The sequence below is a fragment of the Mesorhizobium sp. CA6 genome (assembly GCF_020165035.1).
Taxonomy (GTDB): Bacteria; Pseudomonadota; Alphaproteobacteria; order Rhizobiales; family Rhizobiaceae; genus Mesorhizobium.
In genome coordinates this window covers 197182-215276 of the sequence record NZ_JAIUHI010000013.1, presented here as the reverse complement: position 1 = coordinate 215276, position 18095 = coordinate 197182, and the positions used below count along the sequence as shown (strand labels likewise).

Annotated in this window: 15 protein-coding genes; 8 read left to right on the top strand and 7 right to left on the bottom strand. The window is 62.8% G+C overall.

What is annotated here, in order from left to right; genetic code table 11:
• Window positions 1-43: 43 nt before the first annotated feature.
• From LB526_RS20790 to LB526_RS20780, 3 genes are all read right to left on the bottom strand, one after another.
• Window positions 44-1480: a glutamine synthetase family protein gene (locus tag LB526_RS20790; protein ID WP_411965913.1), complete on the bottom strand. Its 1437-nt coding sequence runs from the start codon at window positions 1478-1480 to the stop codon at window positions 44-46.
• A 77-nt stretch (window positions 1481-1557) separates the two neighbouring features.
• Window positions 1558-2544, bottom strand: a complete 987-nt coding sequence (locus LB526_RS20785) for an ATP-grasp fold amidoligase family protein (protein ID WP_224629559.1) — start codon at window positions 2542-2544, stop codon at window positions 1558-1560.
• Window positions 2544-3320: a class I SAM-dependent methyltransferase gene (locus tag LB526_RS20780; protein ID WP_224629558.1), complete on the bottom strand. Its 777-nt coding sequence runs from the start codon at window positions 3318-3320 to the stop codon at window positions 2544-2546. The genes LB526_RS20785 and LB526_RS20780 overlap by 1 nt, the downstream gene beginning before the upstream one ends.
• A gap of 123 nt (window positions 3321-3443) precedes the next feature.
• Here LB526_RS20780 and LB526_RS20775 point away from each other — a divergent pair, with 123 nt between their 5' ends.
• Window positions 3444-4151 carry an HAD family hydrolase gene (locus LB526_RS20775; protein ID WP_224629568.1) on the top strand — a complete coding sequence of 236 codons (708 nt, stop codon included), beginning with the start codon at window positions 3444-3446 and terminating at the stop codon, window positions 4149-4151.
• Between the two features lie 10 nt (window positions 4152-4161).
• On the opposite strand, the gene LB526_RS20770 is transcribed toward LB526_RS20775, so the two are convergent.
• The 3 genes from LB526_RS20770 to aceA form a co-directional block, all read right to left on the bottom strand.
• Window positions 4162-4608, bottom strand: a complete 447-nt coding sequence (locus LB526_RS20770; RefSeq protein WP_224629567.1) for a response regulator — start codon at window positions 4606-4608, stop codon at window positions 4162-4164.
• A gap of 225 nt (window positions 4609-4833) precedes the next feature.
• On the bottom strand, window positions 4834-5076 hold the full coding sequence (locus tag LB526_RS20765) for a hypothetical protein (RefSeq protein WP_027168360.1): 243 nt from the start codon (window positions 5074-5076) through the stop codon (window positions 4834-4836).
• A 54-nt stretch (window positions 5077-5130) separates the two neighbouring features.
• Complete coding sequence (gene aceA, locus LB526_RS20760; RefSeq protein WP_224629556.1) at window positions 5131-6420, bottom strand: isocitrate lyase; 1290 nt, start codon at window positions 6418-6420, stop codon at window positions 5131-5133.
• A 253-nt stretch (window positions 6421-6673) separates the two neighbouring features.
• Here aceA and LB526_RS20755 point away from each other — a divergent pair, with 253 nt between their 5' ends.
• The 6 genes from LB526_RS20755 to LB526_RS20730 all read left to right on the top strand — a co-directional run bounded on the left by LB526_RS20755 (window position 6674) and on the right by LB526_RS20730 (window position 13794).
• The gene (locus LB526_RS20755) at window positions 6674-8116 is read left to right on the top strand and encodes a short-chain fatty acyl-CoA regulator family protein (protein ID WP_224629552.1); all 1443 of its coding nucleotides are present in this window, start codon (window positions 6674-6676) and stop codon (window positions 8114-8116) included.
• Between the two features lie 167 nt (window positions 8117-8283).
• Window positions 8284-9246 carry a DMT family transporter gene (locus tag LB526_RS20750; RefSeq protein ID WP_224629551.1) on the top strand — a complete coding sequence of 321 codons (963 nt, stop codon included), beginning with the start codon at window positions 8284-8286 and terminating at the stop codon, window positions 9244-9246.
• Between the two features lie 441 nt (window positions 9247-9687).
• The gene (locus LB526_RS20745; RefSeq protein ID WP_140839470.1) at window positions 9688-10785 is read left to right on the top strand and encodes a polyamine ABC transporter substrate-binding protein; all 1098 of its coding nucleotides are present in this window, start codon (window positions 9688-9690) and stop codon (window positions 10783-10785) included.
• An 82-nt stretch (window positions 10786-10867) separates the two neighbouring features.
• Window positions 10868-12007 carry an ABC transporter ATP-binding protein gene (locus LB526_RS20740; RefSeq protein WP_224629550.1) on the top strand — a complete coding sequence of 380 codons (1140 nt, stop codon included), beginning with the start codon at window positions 10868-10870 and terminating at the stop codon, window positions 12005-12007.
• Between the two features lie 9 nt (window positions 12008-12016).
• On the top strand, window positions 12017-12979 hold the full coding sequence (locus LB526_RS20735) for an ABC transporter permease subunit (RefSeq protein WP_224629549.1): 963 nt from the start codon (window positions 12017-12019) through the stop codon (window positions 12977-12979).
• Entirely contained in the window at window positions 12976-13794 is an 819-nt protein-coding gene (locus LB526_RS20730) for an ABC transporter permease (protein WP_140543466.1), read from the top strand. Before LB526_RS20735 ends, LB526_RS20730 begins: the two co-directional genes overlap by 4 nt.
• A gap of 37 nt (window positions 13795-13831) precedes the next feature.
• Here LB526_RS20730 and LB526_RS20725 read toward each other — a convergent pair whose 3' ends face one another.
• Window positions 13832-15712, bottom strand: a complete 1881-nt coding sequence (locus LB526_RS20725) for an AsmA-like C-terminal region-containing protein (RefSeq protein WP_224629548.1) — start codon at window positions 15710-15712, stop codon at window positions 13832-13834.
• A 264-nt stretch (window positions 15713-15976) separates the two neighbouring features.
• Here LB526_RS20725 and LB526_RS20720 point away from each other — a divergent pair, with 264 nt between their 5' ends.
• Window positions 15977-17935, top strand: a complete 1959-nt coding sequence (locus LB526_RS20720; RefSeq protein ID WP_224629547.1) for an acetoacetate--CoA ligase — start codon at window positions 15977-15979, stop codon at window positions 17933-17935.
• The last annotated feature ends 160 nt before the right edge of the window (window positions 17936-18095 follow it).

Sequence of the window (18095 nt, the reverse complement as noted above, 5' to 3'; positions counted from 1 at the left end):
ACCGCGCTCCCCTACTCCCCTACTGCCTTACTCCCCTACTCCCCTAAACATTCAGCAACAAATACTCCCGCTCCCACGGGCTGATCACTTCCATGAAGGTTTCGAACTCGGCCCGCTTGATCGCTGCGTAAGTGGCGGCGAAGGATGTGCCGAGGATAATGCCGAGCTCCTTGTCGGCCTCGAACAAATCGACCGCTTCCAGCAAGCTGCGCGGCAGGTCGATCTCGTCGGCATTGGCCGTGGTCAGAACCGGCGGTTCAGCTTTGATCTTTCTGGTCATGCCGATCAGCCCGCAGGCAAGCGACGCGGCAAGCGCCAGATAAGGGTTGGCGTCGGAAGACGGGATCCGGTTTTCGACGCGCCGTGCTGCCGGATCGGAGCGCGGCACGCGGAAGGCGGTGGTTCGGTTATCGTAGCCCCATTTGTTGTTGACCGGAGCCGAGGCCTGCTGCGTCAGCCGGCGGTAGGAATTGACGTAGGGCGCGAACATCACCAGCGCGTTCGGCACGTGCTTCTGCATGCCGCCGATGAAATGGAAGAAGGCGTCCGTCTCGGAGCCGTCCTCGGCCGAGAAGATGTTCTTGCCGGTCTTCTTGTCGATGACCGACTGGTGGATATGCATGGCCGAGCCCGGCTGCCCCTGGATCGGCTTGGCCATGAAGGTGGCGTAGATCTCATGCTTCAGCGCCGCCTCGCGAATGGTGCGCTTGAACATGAAAACCTGGTCGGCGAGCTCGATCGGATTGCCGTGTCGCAGATTGATCTCGAGCTGGCCGGCGCCTTCCTCATGGATCAGCGTGTCGATCTCCAGGCCCTGACGTTCCGAGAAATGGTAGATGTCGTCGATCAGTTCGTCGAACTCGTTGACGCCGGCGATCGAATAGCCGGCGCCGCCGCCGATCGGCCGGCCCGAGCGCCCGACCGGCGGCGTCAGCGGATAGTCCGGGTCGGGATTCTTGCGCACCAGATAGAATTCGATCTCGGGCGCCACCACCGGCTTCAGGCCGCGCTCGTCATAGGCGGCAAGCACGCGCTTCAGCACGTTGCGCGGCGTGAACTCGACCGAGCGGCCGTCCTGGTGGACGAGGTCGCAAATCACTGCCGCCGTCGGATCCTCTTCCCACGGCACAGCCGTCAGCGTTGAGAGATCGGGCAAAAGCTTCAGGTCGCCATCGTCCTCGGGATAGTGGAAGCCGTTGCCGTCCTCGGGATAGCCGCCCGAGATCGTCGTCATGAACACGGCCGAAGGCAGCGCCAGCGAGGTGTTGGAGGTGAATTTCTTCGACGGCATCATCTTGCCGCGGGCGACGCCCGCCTGGTCGGGCGTGATGCACTCGATATCCTCGATGCCGCGCCATTCGAGCCAGGCGCTGGCTTCCTTCCAGTTCTTCACGCCGCGTTCGTTTTTCAGGAATGCAGGCGTGCGGGCGCGTCCCCCCCGGCTTGACGGACGGACTTCCTTTTTTTCAGGCGGCATCATTCACCAGATTGTGTTGCGGATTTCGAACTATAGCCGGGCGCAAAGGGGAAAGGGAAGGGGAGGCGCCGGGCGCACGCTCACGGAGCCGCTCTTTGCGAACCGGCCTGCAGCTTTTGCCGGTCGTTTGCGTCGAGCCATCGCAACAGCGCCGCCGCATAGACTTTGCGCCAACCTCGCTGGGGCGTCGATAGGAACCAGGCCTGGCGTATGTCCCAGCTATCGCCGGCCAGATCGCGCAGCTTGGTGTTGATGATGCCTTTTCCTGACAGCGGGTAGACCGAGAACTCGGAAAAATAGATTTCGCCATCGATCTCGTAGAAGTCGCAGCGCATATGATCGAACGGTGCCGTCAGCCGCTCCGCTATCTCGCGCATCCGCAGAAACGATGGCGGCAGATCGATCTTCACCCATTGGCTGCCGCTACCCGGCGGCACGGGTGCGTGATTGCCGTCGCGGTCGAAATGACTTTTCAGCTCGTTGCCCCATCTGTCCCGCCGTGCGGCGTAGACGTAAGCCGTCCTCCCGTTCGAGATATGAAATTTATACTCCAGCGGGACCGGCACATCGTCCTCGAGAAGCATCTCCTCAACGAAGATGAGCCGTCTCGCGCCCTTGTAGGCCCATTCACCGAATTTCCTGCCGTAGCGATTGCGCATCCAGCGCGCCGTTCGCCGCCGCAGCTTCGCCCTGTCCACCTCGCCGTTGCGGATCATCATGTTCCAGCGGCAGCCATGATTGGCCTTCACCACGACATTTCCGGCAAGCAGCGCCGGTGGGATCTGCGTGGCGTCGCGGCCGCTCCACAACACTTTCGCGGTTTTGAGTTCCGGGCATGTTGACAGGGCGTAGTCCTTGGACGCCAGCTTGTCGCATGCCGTGGCATAGACGGGATTATGGTCGAAAATCTTCCGCCACAAGAACTTGTCGACGTAAGACCTCGGCCTGGCCGGGTCGGGAAAGACGCCGCTGTGATCATAGGTTCTTTTCCAGATCAGCGGATGGCGAAGCAGGCACCATGCCAAGGTTGCGGCCAGGACCGCGCGATCGGCCATGCCCGCTGCCATCAGCCTGCGCTTCCGCGCCCGGCGGCGCCAGGCCGGAAGCGGACGAACACATCGCGGGTCATGTTGCGCGATACGCGGGTGCGGCCGACCACTTCCAGCCGCGGGTCGAGCGTCTCTTCCGCGCGCTCCGACCACAAGCGGGCCAACGAATACGGTTCCCATAGAACGAGCTGGAGATCGGGTGGGGCCGTGTCTGCGACGCGCGACACGACAGCTGCTTTGGGCGAGACCATGCTGGCGACATAGACAAGCTGGGCGCCGCGATAGTCATAGTCGCGCCCGTTGCGGAATTCGGCGCGCATTCGGATGTAGCCGAGTTTGGCTGCCAGAATATTCGCTGTCTCGACCGCTTCCGGCACAATATCCAGCCCGACGATCTCGGGAACCGGTGTCTGATCGCAGATACGGAACATGGTGAACGGGCGGCCGCCGCAGCCGACCATCACGGCGCGCGTGCATCGGCTGAAGTCGACATGCTCGAAGACCTCATCCAAGCGCTTGTAGGCGTCTTTCGAGGACATGACGCCGATGGTCGTTTCCTCCGCCGCTATCTGCCCGAACGAGGTTGGATGCTTCAGCTCCAGCATCTGCCTTATTTCGGCGACGTCTTGCGCATGAACCATTTCGATGAAGGCTCGCGTAAGCATGGGCCGGTAGGCAAACAGTTCCGGGTGGCTGTCGAGCAGCGCTTCGCCGGTCTCATGGCCCATGGCGACGCCAATATCGCGGATTCCGTTGATCAGTTCCGTTGGCGTGCGCTCACGAGCGCTCGCCATGAAGCCTTCCAGCTCGTCTTTCCACGAATTCAGCATGCACCCCCGCTTTGCCGATTTCCGGCTAGAGCTAGCAGTGCCCGGCGAACGCGTCTACACGGCGTTCCGAAGGAGGATGACGTGACAATATCCGCTCTTACCACGATCGGTTTCGATGCCGACGACACGTTGTGGCAGAACGAGCAGTTCTTCCGCATGACTGAGAAGCGCTTTGCCGCAATGCTGGCGGAGTACGGAGACCACGACCAAATCGCGGCAAGACTGCTCGAGGCGGAAAGGCGCAATCTCGCCCTCTACGGCTTCGGCATCAAGGGCTTTACCTTGTCGATGATCGAGACAGCGGTCGAGGTCACCGGCGGGGAGGTGCCTGGTTCGATCATCGGCGAGATACTGGCTGCCGGCCGCGAGATGCTCAGCCACCCGATCGAGCCGCTGCCGCACGCGCGCGAGACGATCGAGAAGCTGGCGGGTTCCTACCATCTGGTGCTGATCACCAAGGGCGACCTCTTCGATCAGGAGCGCAAGCTTGCGCAGTCGGGAATGGGTGACCTCTTCGACGCAGTTGAGATCGTCAGCGACAAGAGCACCGCCACCTATGCCCGCATCTTCAGCCGCCATGGCCGTGGTCCGCAGAACAGCATGATGGTTGGCAATTCCCTCAAGTCCGACGTGATTCCCGCCATCGAGGCCGGCAGTTGGGGCATCCATGTGCCGCACGAATTGACCTGGGCGATCGAACAGGCCGAGGCCCCTGTCGCGGCGCCGCGTTTCCGTCAGATTGCAGATCTTGGCGAGTTGCCGAGGCTTGTCGAGGCGATCGCAAAGGCCGAGTGAACGCTCGAGCCTAGCCGCGCCCCACCAGGCGATCGACCACCGGTTGCAGCCGCTCGGGCGTGATCGGCTTGGCAACCACCGCATCGATCACGCTTGACAGGCCGAGGCTTTCCGGTGTGCCATTCTTGGTTGAAAGCAGGATCACCGCGGGCAGCGGCTTGCCGGAGGCGCGCCGCAGCGCGTCGATGGCCGACATCAGCCGGTCGCAATCCATGTTGTCCGGTCCGCCGTCCAAAATGACGGCGCCGGGCAGTTGACCGGTCAGTGTCTTCTCGGCGATCTCGGGCGGCTCCGAAATCGGCTTCAATCCCGATTTCTCGACGATTTTCGACACTACAACCCGGTTGATCGAAGATTTTCCGACGACGAGCACCTTTGAAAAGTCAGCCGTGATCGCGCCGGTCCGGGCCGCCGACTTCAGGTGCTTTTCGGAGTCGTCACGATTGGCGGGACACATCGGCGGGCTGGGCACTCTGGTTCAATGCAGGGTTGAAACCTGAGGCACAATTGGGTGAGATCGCGGCCGCTGTCAAGCTGAAACAGTCGAGATCGGAAATATAGCAAGAAATTCTGGAATTCAGCGCAAGTCCTACGCCCGGCGCCGAAGGCAAATCGAAAAAATGCGATAGTCTCCCGAACGTATAGCGCGCGGAAGACTATCGACGAGACTGTTGACGTTACGTCAAGTATGACTCTGCTGGGTAACGATCACCGGGATCAAAAGGTCTCCCCAGTTCCCGTCGCCGCCATGGTGCCTGGCCGAACGCACCAGCTCCACCGAGACGCCGGCCTCGACTGCCTTCATGACCGACTGGTTTAGCCTGTGCAGATCGTTGGCGAGCATGCGGATCGTCGCCTGCTGGTCGACGCTCATCGCGCTCGATTGCTCTTCTGCCCTTTCCTTGACGCGGCTTATCGATGCCATCGCTCTTCTCCTCGATGTAGATGCCCTGCGGGCGTTTCCTCTGGTTGTTATCCGTTACTCGGCCGCCGGCCTGAATTGGGCGTGCTCGGTCGATTCATGCATCGCGGTGGTCGACGACTGGCCGCCGGTGATCGCCATCGACACGGCGTCGAAATAGCCGGTACCGACCTCGCGCTGGTGCTTGGTCGCCGTATAGCCGTGGGCCTCGGCCGCGAACTCGGCCTCCTGCAGTTCCGAATAGGCGGCCATCTGGCGATCCTTGTAGCCGCGCGCCAGCTCGAACATACCGAAGTTCAACTGGTGGAAGCCGGCGAGCGTGATGAACTGGAACTTGTAGCCCATCGCGCCGAGTTCCTTCTGGAACTTCGCGATCGTCGCGTCGTCGAGGTTCTTCTTCCAGTTGAAGGACGGCGAACAATTGTAGGCGAGCAGCTTGCCCGGGTGGTGCCTATGCACGCCCTCGGCGAATTTCCTGGCCTGCGCCAGATCTGGCTTCGAGGTCTCGCACCAGATCAGGTCGGCATGCGGCGCATAGGCCACGGCGCGCGCGATGCAAGGCTCGATGCCGTTCCGCACGTTGTAGAAGCCCTCGACCGTGCGGCCCGCGTCGTAGTCGACGAAGGGCCGGTCGCGCTCGTCGATATCGGAGGTCAACAGCTTCGCCGCCTCGGCATCCGTGCGCGCCACGACCAGCGTCGGCGTACCCATCACGTCGGCCGCAAGGCGCGCCGCGTTGAGGTTGCGGATATGCGCCGCCGTCGGAATCAGCACCTTGCCGCCGAGATGGCCGCACTTCTTTTCCGACGCCAGCTGGTCCTCATAGTGGACGCCGGCGGCGCCGGCCTCGATGAAGGCCTTCATGATCTCGAAGGCGTTGAGCGGACCGCCAAAGCCGGCTTCGGCATCTGCCACGATCGGCGCGAACCAGGTCTCGACCGACAGCCCGCCGCCTTCCGATGTCTCGATCTGGTCAGCGCGCTGCAAGGTGCGATTGATGCGCTTGACGAGTTCCGGTGCGGCATTGGCCGGGTAAAGCGACTGGTCCGGATACATCGCCGAGGCGGTGTTGGCATCCGCGGCGACCTGCCAGCCGGAGAGATAGATCGCCTTCAGGCCGGCCCGAACCTGCTGCATGGCCTGGTTGCCCGACATCGCGCCCAGCGCATTGACGAAATCCTCCTCGTGGATGAGCTTCCACAACCGGTTCGCACCCATCTCGGCCAGCGTCTGGCGAATCTGCACGGAGCCGCGCAACCGCTTCACATCCTCCGGCGAGTAGGGGCGCTCGATGCCGTCGAAACGGCCTTCCGGCGCGGAAGGGACGAGGTTGTAAAAATCGGTCATTGGTCACTCCGGGTCGTTTTGGGAACTGCGTCAGCGCTGCATCGCAAAGGCATATTCTGCGACGTCTTGCGTATGACATCGTTTACATTGCAGCGCGAAAGGCACCTAGAAAAACCGCAAGATGCCTCGGAAAATAAAGGAAAAGCTGTGTTGCCATTGACAAGTCGGCTCTGTAAATTTGTCACGATTGTAAAAGTGGTGAAGCGAGCGCCGGACTCGATGTTAATGTAAATTCTTGTCAAGGATGGCAGGGATGGCCGACCAGAAGATCTTCGCCGGGCCGCGGCTGCGCCGGCTGCGCAACGCCAGGAGCCTGACCCAGACGGCGATGGCCGAAGGGCTGGGCATCTCGCCTTCCTATCTCAACCTGATCGAGCGCAACCAGCGACCGCTGACGGTGCAGCTCATCCTCAAGCTTGCCTCCGTCTACAAGGTCGATCCGCATGAATTGCAGGGAGAGACAAAAGGCTCGATCGCGGCCTTGCGCGAGGCCTTCAGCGATCCGCTTCTTGCCGGCGAACTGCCCGGCGATCAGGAACTGATCGACCTCGCCGAAACAGCGCCGAACGCTTCGGCGGCGATGGTGAAACTCTTTCGCGCCTATCGCGAGCAGGCCGAGCGCCTGTCCGACCTCAACCAGCTTCTGGCGAAGGAGGGCAGGGCAACCGCGCTGTCCGGCACCCGCATGCCTTCCGACGAAGTCCATGACGTGTTTGAGCGCCGGCCGAACCACTTCGCTTCGCTGGAAGAGGAAGCGGAGGCTTTCACATCGGTCCTCGATCCTGGTGATGATCTGTTCGGCGCGCTCAAAGCCTGGCTGAGGCGCGAGCACGGCATCGTCGTCAAGGTGCTGCCGGTCGCCACCATGCCCAACTGGCGCCGCCGCTACGATCGCCATTCGCAGCGTCTCTTCCTGTCCGAGCGGCTGTCGCCTTTCGACCAATTGCGGGAAGTCGCGATGGAGGCGAGCCTCATACGCATGTCGGTAGCCATCGCGGCTGAGATCCAGGCGCTGAAGCTCGGTACCGACGAGGCCCGCCGGCTCGCTCGCTTCGAGCTCGGCCGCTATGCCGCGCATGCGCTAATGATGCCCTATCAGGCTTTCCATGCCGCCGCCGTTCGCGGCCGTTACGACATCGACGTCCTGCGTTCCCGTTTCGGCGTCTCCTTCGAGCAGGCGGCCAATCGACTGACCATGCTGCAGCGGCCGGGCGCGGCGGGCGTGCCGTTCTTCATGCTGGAAGTCGACAATGCCGGCAACCGCTTCCGCAAGGCCGGCAGCCAAGGCTATCCGCAGAGCCGCTTCGGGGGCGGCTGTCCCAAGCTTCCCATCCATGCGGCGTTCTCGCAGCCCGGCCAGATCCTCGTCGAAGCGGTCGAGATGCCGGACGGCGCCGAATTCCTCTGCATTGCCCGCACGCTGGAAGGTCCGCAGGGCGCCTTCTCCGAACGGCCGCGCCGCACCGCGCTCCTGCTCGGCTGCGATATCGGCTTTCGCGACGATATCGTCTATGGCGCGGCGCTGCCGGCCGCAGCCGCCGGCAAGCCCGGTCAAGGCTTCGCTACGCCGGTAGGCCCCGCCTGCAGGCTTTGCGAGCGCGTCGGCTGCCTGGCGCGCGCCGAGCCGCCAGTGACGCGCCCGCTCGGCCTCGACGAGATGGTGACGGGCCTCAGCGCCTTCGATTTTCAAGGATGACATCGGCGGATGTGTCCTAAGTCTCGCCGGGTGCTGGATCACGCCGGGCCGGCGTCTTTGCGCTACGCGATTGAGGCATAGTTCTTTCTGGGGCACAGTTCTGTCGTCTAAGACACAAGTCTTGGTGTCCTTGCTGCATCGAACGCAACCCGCTGACAGTCATTTCCATGACAGATACCGCCTCACCCGGCGCCCCGTCCTCCACTGCCTTGCCGGCCGTCTCGCCGCGCGAGGAGCGGGTCGGCATGCTCCTGGTCTTCCTTTCGGCGCTTATGTGGAGCTTCGGTGGGGCCATCGCCCGTTTCATCCATGTCGGCGACAGCTGGACCGTGGTGTTCTGGCGTTCGCTGTGGGCCGTGGTCTTTCTTATCGCATTCATGCTTTGGCGCGACGGTTGGCGCGGCACTTTGAACCTCTTTCGGCACATGGGCCTGCCCGGCCTTGGCGTCGCCTTCTGCTTCGCCACCGCCTCGACCAGCTTCGTGGTGGCGCTTGCCTACACCACGGTCGCCAACATCCTCCTGATGCAGGCCGGCGTGCCGCTGCTGGCGGCGCTCCTTGCCTGGCTGCTGTTTCGCGAACGGGTCGCTCCGGCCACCTGGATCGCCATCGCCGCCGTCATCGCCGGCGTCGCCATCATGGTTTCCGAATCCCTGGGCGGCGCCGTCTCGCCGATCGGCGACGGCCTGGCGCTGCTGATCGCGGTGATGTTTTCGCTCGCGACCGTGATCACCCGGCGCTTTGCCCATGTGCGCATGGTGCCGGCCACCTGTCTCGGCGCGCTGCTTGCCGGTGCGTTCGCCGCTTCCCAGGCCTCGGCATTCGCGGTGTCGGGGCGCGACATGGGCTTCCTCTTTGCCTTTGGCGTCATCAACCTTGGCGCCGGCCTCGCCTTTTTCGCCATGGGCGCGCGGCTGGTGCCAGCGGCGATCGCGGCGCTGCTCGGCACCTTCGAGCCGATCCTTGGGCCGATCTGGGTCTGGCTTGTCCATTCCGAAGTGCCGTCGGTGCGCACCATCATCGGCGGTGCGGTCGTCGTCACGGCACTGCTCGTCCACATCGGTCTGGAGTTCAAGCGACAGGCGCGGCCTGCACGTCCCGGCGTAACCGGCCTGCCGTCGCCCAATTGACGTTAATGCATGTCGCCCAAAAGTGCGCAGCGGTTTTGGGAGAGCGACATGCATCAAAACAAAGACTTAAAGCGCTTCGCCTAAATCCCTTTCAGCGTGACGCGCTTTAGGCAGCCTCCCCCATTGACAACCCAGTTGCCGGGCGGGCAGGCTGCAACTACGGCAACAACAAGACAGGCGTATCTTGCCAAGTGTCTCCGCCGGCCCGCTCAGGACCGGACTGCATCGTCATAGCTCTCAATACGCCACGGTGAATGCCGTTGACGCCGCCCGGGTGCCTCGCCGGGGAGGCCAAAATGTCTCGAACCCTGATGCCGTTACCGAGCCTTGCGTGGAGAGTTCACGCTTGTCGCTCTCCGGAAAGCTCAATACTCTCAAACCAAAGCCGCCCCGCCATATCGCGACGAGCCGGCAAGGGAACACCCACCAAAGGAGAACACCATGATCCGCAAAGCGCTTTGGCTTTCGGCGACGTCGGCATTTCTGACGCTTTTCACAATAAGCGGCCACGCCGAAGACCGCGTCGTCAACGTCTACAACTGGTCGGACTATATCGACAGCTCGATCATCGACGATTTCACCAAGAAGACCGGCATCAAGGTCGTTTATGACACCTTCGATTCCAACGAGATCCTGGAGACGAAACTGCTTGCCGGCGGCAGTGGTTATGACGTCGTCGTGCCGAGCGCCAACTTCCTGGCGCGCCAGATCCAGGCAGGCGTGTTCCAGAAGCTCGATAAGTCGAAGCTGCCCAACATCTCCAACATGTGGGATGTCATTTCCGAGCGTACCGCCAAATACGATCCGGGCAACGAATATTCGGTCAACTACATGTGGGGCACGGTCGGCCTCGGCTATAACGTCAAGAAGGTGCAGGCCGCGCTCGGCACCGACAAGATCGACAGCTGGGACGTCTTCTTCAATCCCGACAAGCTGGCCAAGCTGAAGGATTGCGGCGTCTATGTGCTGGACTCTCCCACCGACGTCATTCCCGCGGCGCTTAAATATCTCGGCCTCGATCCCAACAGCACCTCTCCCGATGACATCTCCAAGGCCGAGGAGGCGTTGCTGAAGGTGCGGCCCTATGTCCGCAAGTTCCATTCGTCCGAATACATCAACGCCTTGGCCAATGGCGACATCTGCCTGGCGATCGGCTGGTCGGGCGACGTCTTCCAGGCGCGCAACCGCGCCGTGGAAGCCAAGCAGGGCGTCGAGATCGGCTATTCGGTGCCCAAGGAAGGCGCCGAGATGTGGTTCGACCAGATGGCGATCCCCGCGGACGCTCCGCATGTCGCCGACGCGCTCGAATTCATCAACTATATGATGACGCCCGAAGTCATCGCCAAATCGTCGAATTACGTGCTCTACGCCAACGGCAACAAAGCCTCGCAGCAATTCGTCGATAAGGCGATCCTGGAAGATCCTTCGGTCTATCCGGACGAAGAGACGATGAAAAAGCTGTATACTATTGCGCCATACGATCCCAAGACACAGCGCATCATCACGCGCACCTGGACCAAGATAGTCACTGGCCAGTGAGAATTGCGACGCGGCCCCGGCAGCCAACTGCCGGGGTCGCTTTCTTTTGGGGATTTTTTAAGAAAGTAACGGAGTGGAGATCATGAAATCGCTTGGCAGCATCCGCAGGGATTTCGCGCCATGGAACGACCCGAATGCCAAGCCATATATCCAGTTCGACAAGGTCACCAAGAAGTTCGGTGATTTCATCGCCGTCAACAATCTGTCGCTGACCATCTTCGAGCGCGAGTTCTTCGCCCTGCTCGGCGCTTCGGGCTGCGGCAAGTCGACCCTGCTCAGGATGCTCGCCGGCTTCGAGGAGCCGTCCGCGGGCCGCATCCTGCTCGACGGGCAGGATTTGCGCGGCATTCCGCCCTACAAGCGGCCGGTCAACATGATGTTCCAATCCTACGCGCTGTTCCCGCATATGACGGTGGAAAAGAACATCGCCTTCGGCCTCAAGCAGGAGGGCATGCCTGGACCCGATATCGAAAAGCGCGTGGCCGAGATGCTGAAGCTCGTCAAGCTCGAGCAGTTCGCCAAGCGCAAGCCGCACCAGCTCTCGGGCGGCCAGCGCCAGCGCGTGGCGCTTGCCCGCTCGGTCGCCAAGCGGCCGAAGGTTCTGCTCCTCGACGAGCCGCTCGGCGCTTTGGACAAGAAGCTGCGCGAGGAAACGCAGTTCGAGCTGATGGACCTGCAGCAGGAGCTCGGCCTCACCTTCGTCGTCGTCACCCACGACCAGGAAGAGGCCATGACCATGGCCGACCGCATCGCCATCATGGACAAGGGCGAGGTGATGCAGGTCGCGACGCCTGCCGAGATTTACGAGGCGCCGGCCTCGCGCTTCGTGGCGCATTTCGTTGGCAATGTGAACATGTTTGAAGGCAAAGTTGCCGAGCGCACGGCAAGCACAACCCGCATCACCGGCGCGACCGGAGCGCAGATCGTCGTCGACAATAGCGGCGCCGCCGCTGCCGGCTCCGACATCGTCTTTGCGATCCGGCCGGAGAAGATCAAGGTCTCCTCAAAAAAGCCGGCCGATGCCGTCAACGCGCTCGAAGGCGAGGTCTACGACGTCGCCTATCTCGGCGACATGACCGTCTATCATATCAAGCTTGACGACGGCCAGATGGTGCGGGCAAGCGCGTTGAACGCTTCGCGTATCACCGAGGATCCGCTCACCTGGAACGATCGCGCCTGGGTCTCCTTCCGGCCCGATGCCGGCGTCGTGTTGACCAGGTAGGAGGCTGAGATGACGGACATCGCAGCGACCGCCGCCCCATCGACCGAAACCGCAACACTGCCGGCGAGGCTGGCGACAGGCTTCATCAACCGCCTGGTCATCATCGTCCCCTATCTCTGGCTGCTGTTCTTCTTCCTTGTACCCTTCGTCATCGTGTTCAAGATCTCGCTGTCTCAAACGGCGATTTCAATGCCCCCTTATACGCCGGTGCTCGGCTTCAAGGACGGCTTTTCGGGATTTTTCGCCGCCGTCCGCGAACTCAACTTCGATAACTACACCTGGCTCACTCAGGACGCGCTCTATTTCAACGCCTATGTGACGAGCCTGGTCATCGCGGGAATCTCGACGATACTCACCCTGATCGTCGGCTATCCGATCGCTTATGGCATGGCGCGGGCGCCGGCCACGATCCGCCCGACCTTGCTGATGCTGGTGATCCTGCCCTTCTGGACCTCATTCCTGATCCGCGTCTATGCCTGGATCGGCATCCTGAAACCCGAGGGCCTGCTCAATCAGGTTCTGCTCGCCACCGGCCTGATCAGCCAGCCGCTGGTGATCCTCAACACCTACACCGCCATCTTCATCGGCATCGTCTATTCCTACCTGCCCTTCATGGTGCTGCCGCTCTATTCCTCGCTGGAGAAGATGGACTATTCGCTGATCGAGGCCGCGCAGGACCTCGGCTGTCCACCGACCGGCGCCTTCTGGAAGATCACCTTCCCGCTGTCGCTGCCAGGCGTTGTCGCCGGCTGCCTGCTGGTGTTCATCCCGGCCGTCGGCGAGTTCGTCATCCCCGATCTTCTCGGCGGCTCGCAGACGCTGATGATCGGCAAGACGCTCTGGAACGAGTTCTTCTCCAACCGCGACTGGCCGGTCTCGTCGGCGGTGGCCGTCATCCTGCTGCTGGTGCTGACCATCCCGATCATGTTCTTCCAGCAGGCTCAGGCCAAGGCACAGGAGCAGGGCAGATGAACTCCACCTGGAGCCGCTTCAACATCACCTCGATCGTGCTGGGCTTTGCGTTCCTCTATCTGCCGATCGTGCTTCTGATCGTCTTTTCCTTCAACGAATCCAAGCTCGTCACCGTCTGGGGCGGCTTTTCGACCAAATGGTACGTGTCGCTGTTCCACAACCAGGGCCTGATGGACGCCACCTGGGTGACGGCGCGCGTCGGCGTCATCTCCGCGACCGTCGCGACCGTGCTGGGCACGCTCGCCGCCATCACTCTCACGCGCTACACGCGCTTCAAGGGACGGGTGCTCTTCTCGGGCATGGTGTTCGCGCCGCTGGTCATGCCGGAAGTCATAACCGGCCTCTCGCTGCTCTTGCTGTTCGTCGCCGTCGGACTCGACCGCGGTTTCGTCACGGTGACGCTCGCCCACATCACCTTCACCATGTGCTTCGTCGCCGTCGTCGTGCAGTCGCGGCTGGTCACGTTCGACCGTTCGCTGGAGGAGGCAGCGATGGATCTCGGCGCGCCGCCGGTGAAGACCTTCTTCCAGATCACCTTGCCGGTCATCCTGCCGGCGATCATCTCCGGCTGGATGCTGGCGTTCACGCTCTCGCTGGACGATCTGGTCATCGCGAGCTTCACCTCGGGTCCCGGCGCCACCACGCTGCCGATGAAGATCTACAGCCAGGTGCGCCTCGGCGTGACGCCCGAGATCAACGCCGCCTGCACCATCCTGATCGCGGTGGTGGCGGTCGGCGTCATCATCGCCTCGATCGCCAACAAGCGGCGCGAGATCCAGCGCCAGCTCGACGAGCAGGCCGCGCAGCGCGGTTGAGCGTGACGAGAAGCGGGGACGCTTGCGTCCCTCGCATTTACTGGCCTGAAACGCCGGGAGCGATCGGCGATATGAACGGCGCGCTCCAGTTGCCGCCGACGAAGAACAGCGGCTGGCTCGGCGGCGCGGGAGCCGGGCTGGCCGCCTGACTGTTGGCCTGCTGGGGCTGCTGCGCGGGCTGTCCGTTGGGCACCACTCCGCCCGAGAGCGCCAGCCCGCGGCCGACATAGGAGGCGATGCCGGACAGCCAGATCTTGTATTTCTGCGAATTGATCTCGGCCTTGTCCAGACGCGCCACGCCCTTCGAAATGCTTGCCTTGATCTCGGCGCCGTCGATCGGCAGCGATCCATTGGCGACGTCGTCGAGCGCGAAGAAGCCGCCTTGCTGGTTGCGCTTGAGGAAGGCCGGCAGGTCGAGCCCGTTGATAGTGCCCGGACCGAACGTCGCCGAGAACGATCCGTCGGCATTCTCGAAGATGGAATTCCAGGCCTTGCCCGGTCCCTTGAGGATGACCGATACGGTCCCGGTGCTGGCCGGCACCAGCCGCGTCATTCCCGCCGCCGTGGCAAAGGCTCCCGTATCCACATCCGATGCCAGGAGCCGCATCTCGACCTGCGTGCCTTCCGGCTTGCGGTCGAAGCGCAGGCTGCTCTGGATATTGCCGTTGAAGGCAGACGCGTCGGATATGTCGAAGACGGCAAGACCGTTCTTGACCTGCGCTGTCGCCGCGACGTCGGCGAGTTGGACCGGTCCCGCCATGGCATGGGCCGCCGACAGCCTGAGGTCAAGATTGATGCGGTCGGCGAAACTGGTGTCGATATCGCCGGGGCCGGCCTCGCCGGTCGGCGCGATAGGCGTGAAAGCCGACAGGAAAGATCTGAGATCCAGCGTGTCGAAGGCGAGCGTGCCGGCAATCACCGGGCTCCCCTCGGCGACGGAGAAATCCAGCGCGCCCATGCCTGGGTTGTTGTTGAACGTGACCGTGGTGTTCTCGAATTTCGCGCGCCCCGCCGAGGCGTTCACCTTGCTGGCGATCGAGACCGCGCCGATCGCAGCACCCGGCGCGATGCCTGCCTGCGACCACTCCAGCACGCGCCGCAGCGACGGCGCGGCGAACTTCGCCTGGCCGTCCAGATAGGCGTTGTCGGACATCGAGGCCGTTCCGTCGAAGGAGAATGTCGCGGGCGCGGCCTTGAAGGAGAGGGTGACGGGCGCCGCCCCTCCGCCAAACAGCACCAGCGGTTTCGCCGAGGAGAAATCGAGCTGCATGCTTTCGCCGCGCCAGATTCCGCTCGCGGTCAGCGACGCCTCGCTGTTCATCGCTTCCCAGTTCACCTGGCCGCTCAGGCTGCTCAGGATTTCGATGTCCTTGCCGTCAACCGAAGTCACCACGCGGCCATCGCGGAATTCGACGGTGCCGAACGGATCGGACGGCAATTTGCCGAGATCCGGCTTCTGCGGGTTGGCGGTGACTACGCGGCGCGCGGTGTCGATCGAGCGCGTGATGCGTCCGCCGGTCGGAAGCGGCGGCAGATAGAAGCCGCTGGCGGTGCGCTGCACCCTGATCGTCGGGCGCACCAGCCTGGCGGTCGAGAAGGCGACGTTGCCCTGCAAGGCCGCCATGGCGGAGAGATCGACTTCCACGCGATCGGCCTCGACCACCGGCGGCGCTTCGGTCTCGGTCCATTGCGACAGCGTCACGTCGCTGAGGATGGCCCGGAATTTCGGCCACACCTCGATACGCGGCGAGCCGTCGATCGTGACTCTGAAGCCGCTCCAGGCACTCAATTCCCAGGCGATGCGGTCGCGCACGATGCGGGTCGAGGCAATCAGCGGCAGCGCCGCGACCGCGAGCGCGATGACGAGCACGGCAACGCCGATCGCCCACACCCCGCGCCGGATCAGAGATGATCGCATTTCGCCCCGTATGCTTTCATTGCCAACAAAATCGCCCGACGGGTGTAACCGAGCGCCGACGCTTTTCAAGTCTTTATGGCCTTGCGATGGCATTTGCACAGCGGCCGCCATGGGTCGCCCGAACAAAATCTTGCTCTGCTGCGCCGCAATATGCATAAGCGGTCTGCACGATCCCGATCCGCAATCGCACGCCGTTTCTGGGACGATGGCATATGCGACGTTGGGCTTAACTGGCTCGAACGCGACGCTTTGGGAGGAGCGATCATGGCCGCCGACACACCTTTGTGGACCCCGACGCAGGAGCGGATCGACGCAGCGCCGATGACCGCGTTCATGAAGGCCGCGGAGGCAAAGACAGCGCGTTCTTTCTCCGGCTATGCCGAACTGCATCGCTGGTCGGTCGACGACCGCGAAGCCTTCTGGGACCTGGTCTGGGATTTCTGCGCGCTTGTCGGCGACAAGGGCGAACGGCGCCTCGTCGACGGCGAGAGGATGCCCGGCGCAGCTTTCTTTCCCGACGCCAGGCTCAATTTCGCCGAGAACCTTTTGCAGAAAACCGGCGCCGGCGAGGCGATCGTCTTTCGCGGCGAGGACAAGGTCGAGCGGCGGCTCTCCTGGAACGAGCTCCACGCGCTGACCTCGCGCCTGCAGCAGCTCTTCCTGTCGCTCGGCGTCAAGGCCGGCGACCGCGTCGCCGCCATGATGCCGAATATGCCCGAAACCATCGCCGCGATGCTGGCGGCAAGCTCGATCGGCGCGGTCTGGTCGTCGTGCTCTCCCGATTTCGGCGAGCAGGGCGTGCTCGACCGCTTCGGCCAGATCGAGCCGGTCGTCTTCATCGTGCCCGACGGCTATTGGTACAATGGCAAGGCGATCGAGGTGGCCGACAAGGTCCGCGCGGTCGCGGCGAAGCTGGCAAGCCTGGGCAAGGTGCTGATCGTCGACTATCTCGGCACCTCGAGCGACGTCGCCGCCACCATCGACAAGGCGACCGCGCTCGAAGACGCGCTCTCGCCTTTTGCCGCAAAGCCCGTGAGCTTCGAGCGGCTGCCCTTCGCGCATCCACTCTACATCCTGTTTTCCTCGGGCACGACCGGCATCCCGAAATGCATCGTGCATTCGGCCGGCGGCACGCTGATCCAGCACGTCAAGGAGCACCGGCTGCATGCCGGCCTGCTCGACGGCGATCGCCTGTTCTATTTCACCACCTGCGGCTGGATGATGTGGAACTGGCTGGTCTCGGGCCTCGCCTCCGGCGCGACGCTGCTGCTCTATGACGGCTCGCCTTTCTACCCGGACGGCAATGCGCTGTTCGATTTCGCCGATGCCGAGAAGATGACCTATTTCGGCACCTCGGCCAAATTCATCGATTCGGTTCGCAAGGCCGGCCTGAAGCTGATCGCGAGCCACGATCTGTCGAGCGTGCGCACCATCTCCTCCACCGGCTCGCCGCTGTCGCCGGAGGATTTCCGCTTCGTCTATGACGGCATCAAGAAGGACGTGCACCTGGCCTCGATCTCGGGCGGCACCGACATCGTCTCGTGCTTCGTGCTCGGCGTGCCGACCGAGCCGGTCTGGACCGGCGAGATCCAAGGCCCCGGCCTCGGCCTGGCGGTCGACGTCTGGGACGACGACGGCAAGCCTGTGAGGCAGGAGAAGGGCGAGCTTGTCTGCACCAAGGCCTTCCCGTCGATGCCGATCGGCTTCTGGAACGACCTCGAAGGCAAGAAATATCACGCCGCCTATTTCGAGCGCTTCGACAATGTCTGGTGCCATGGCGACTTCGCCGAATGGACGGAACATGGCGGCATGATCATCCACGGCCGCTCCGATGCCACGCTCAATCCGGGCGGGGTCCGGATCGGCACGGCCGAGATCTACAACCAGGTCGAGCAAATGCCGGAAATCCTCGAGGCGCTCTGCATTGGCCAGGATTTCGACAATGATGTCCGTGTCGTGCTGTTCGTGCGGCTCGCCCCCGGCGTGACCCTGGACGAGGATCTGGAAAAGCGCATTCGCGCCAGGATCCGCACCGGCGCCAGCCCGCGCCACGTGCCGGCCAGGATCGTCGCCGTCGCCGACATCCCGCGCACCAAGTCCGGCAAGATCACCGAGCTCGCCGTACGCGACGTGGTCCACGGCCGTGCCGTGAAGAACAAGGAAGCGCTCGCCAATCCCGAGGCGCTGGAGCTGTTCCGCGACCTGCCGCAGCTGGCAAGCTGACCGATGTGGTTAACGAAATCTGTCCGGCGAATTTACCTAGATTTCACGGGTGGTACACATTCGTAAATTTTTTCGCGGCCAGGTAAGGACTTGTTAAGAGACGACGCTGATAGTCGCGTGTAACTTGAGGGAGAAATCCCGTTCCTCGTCCCCTGAGGTT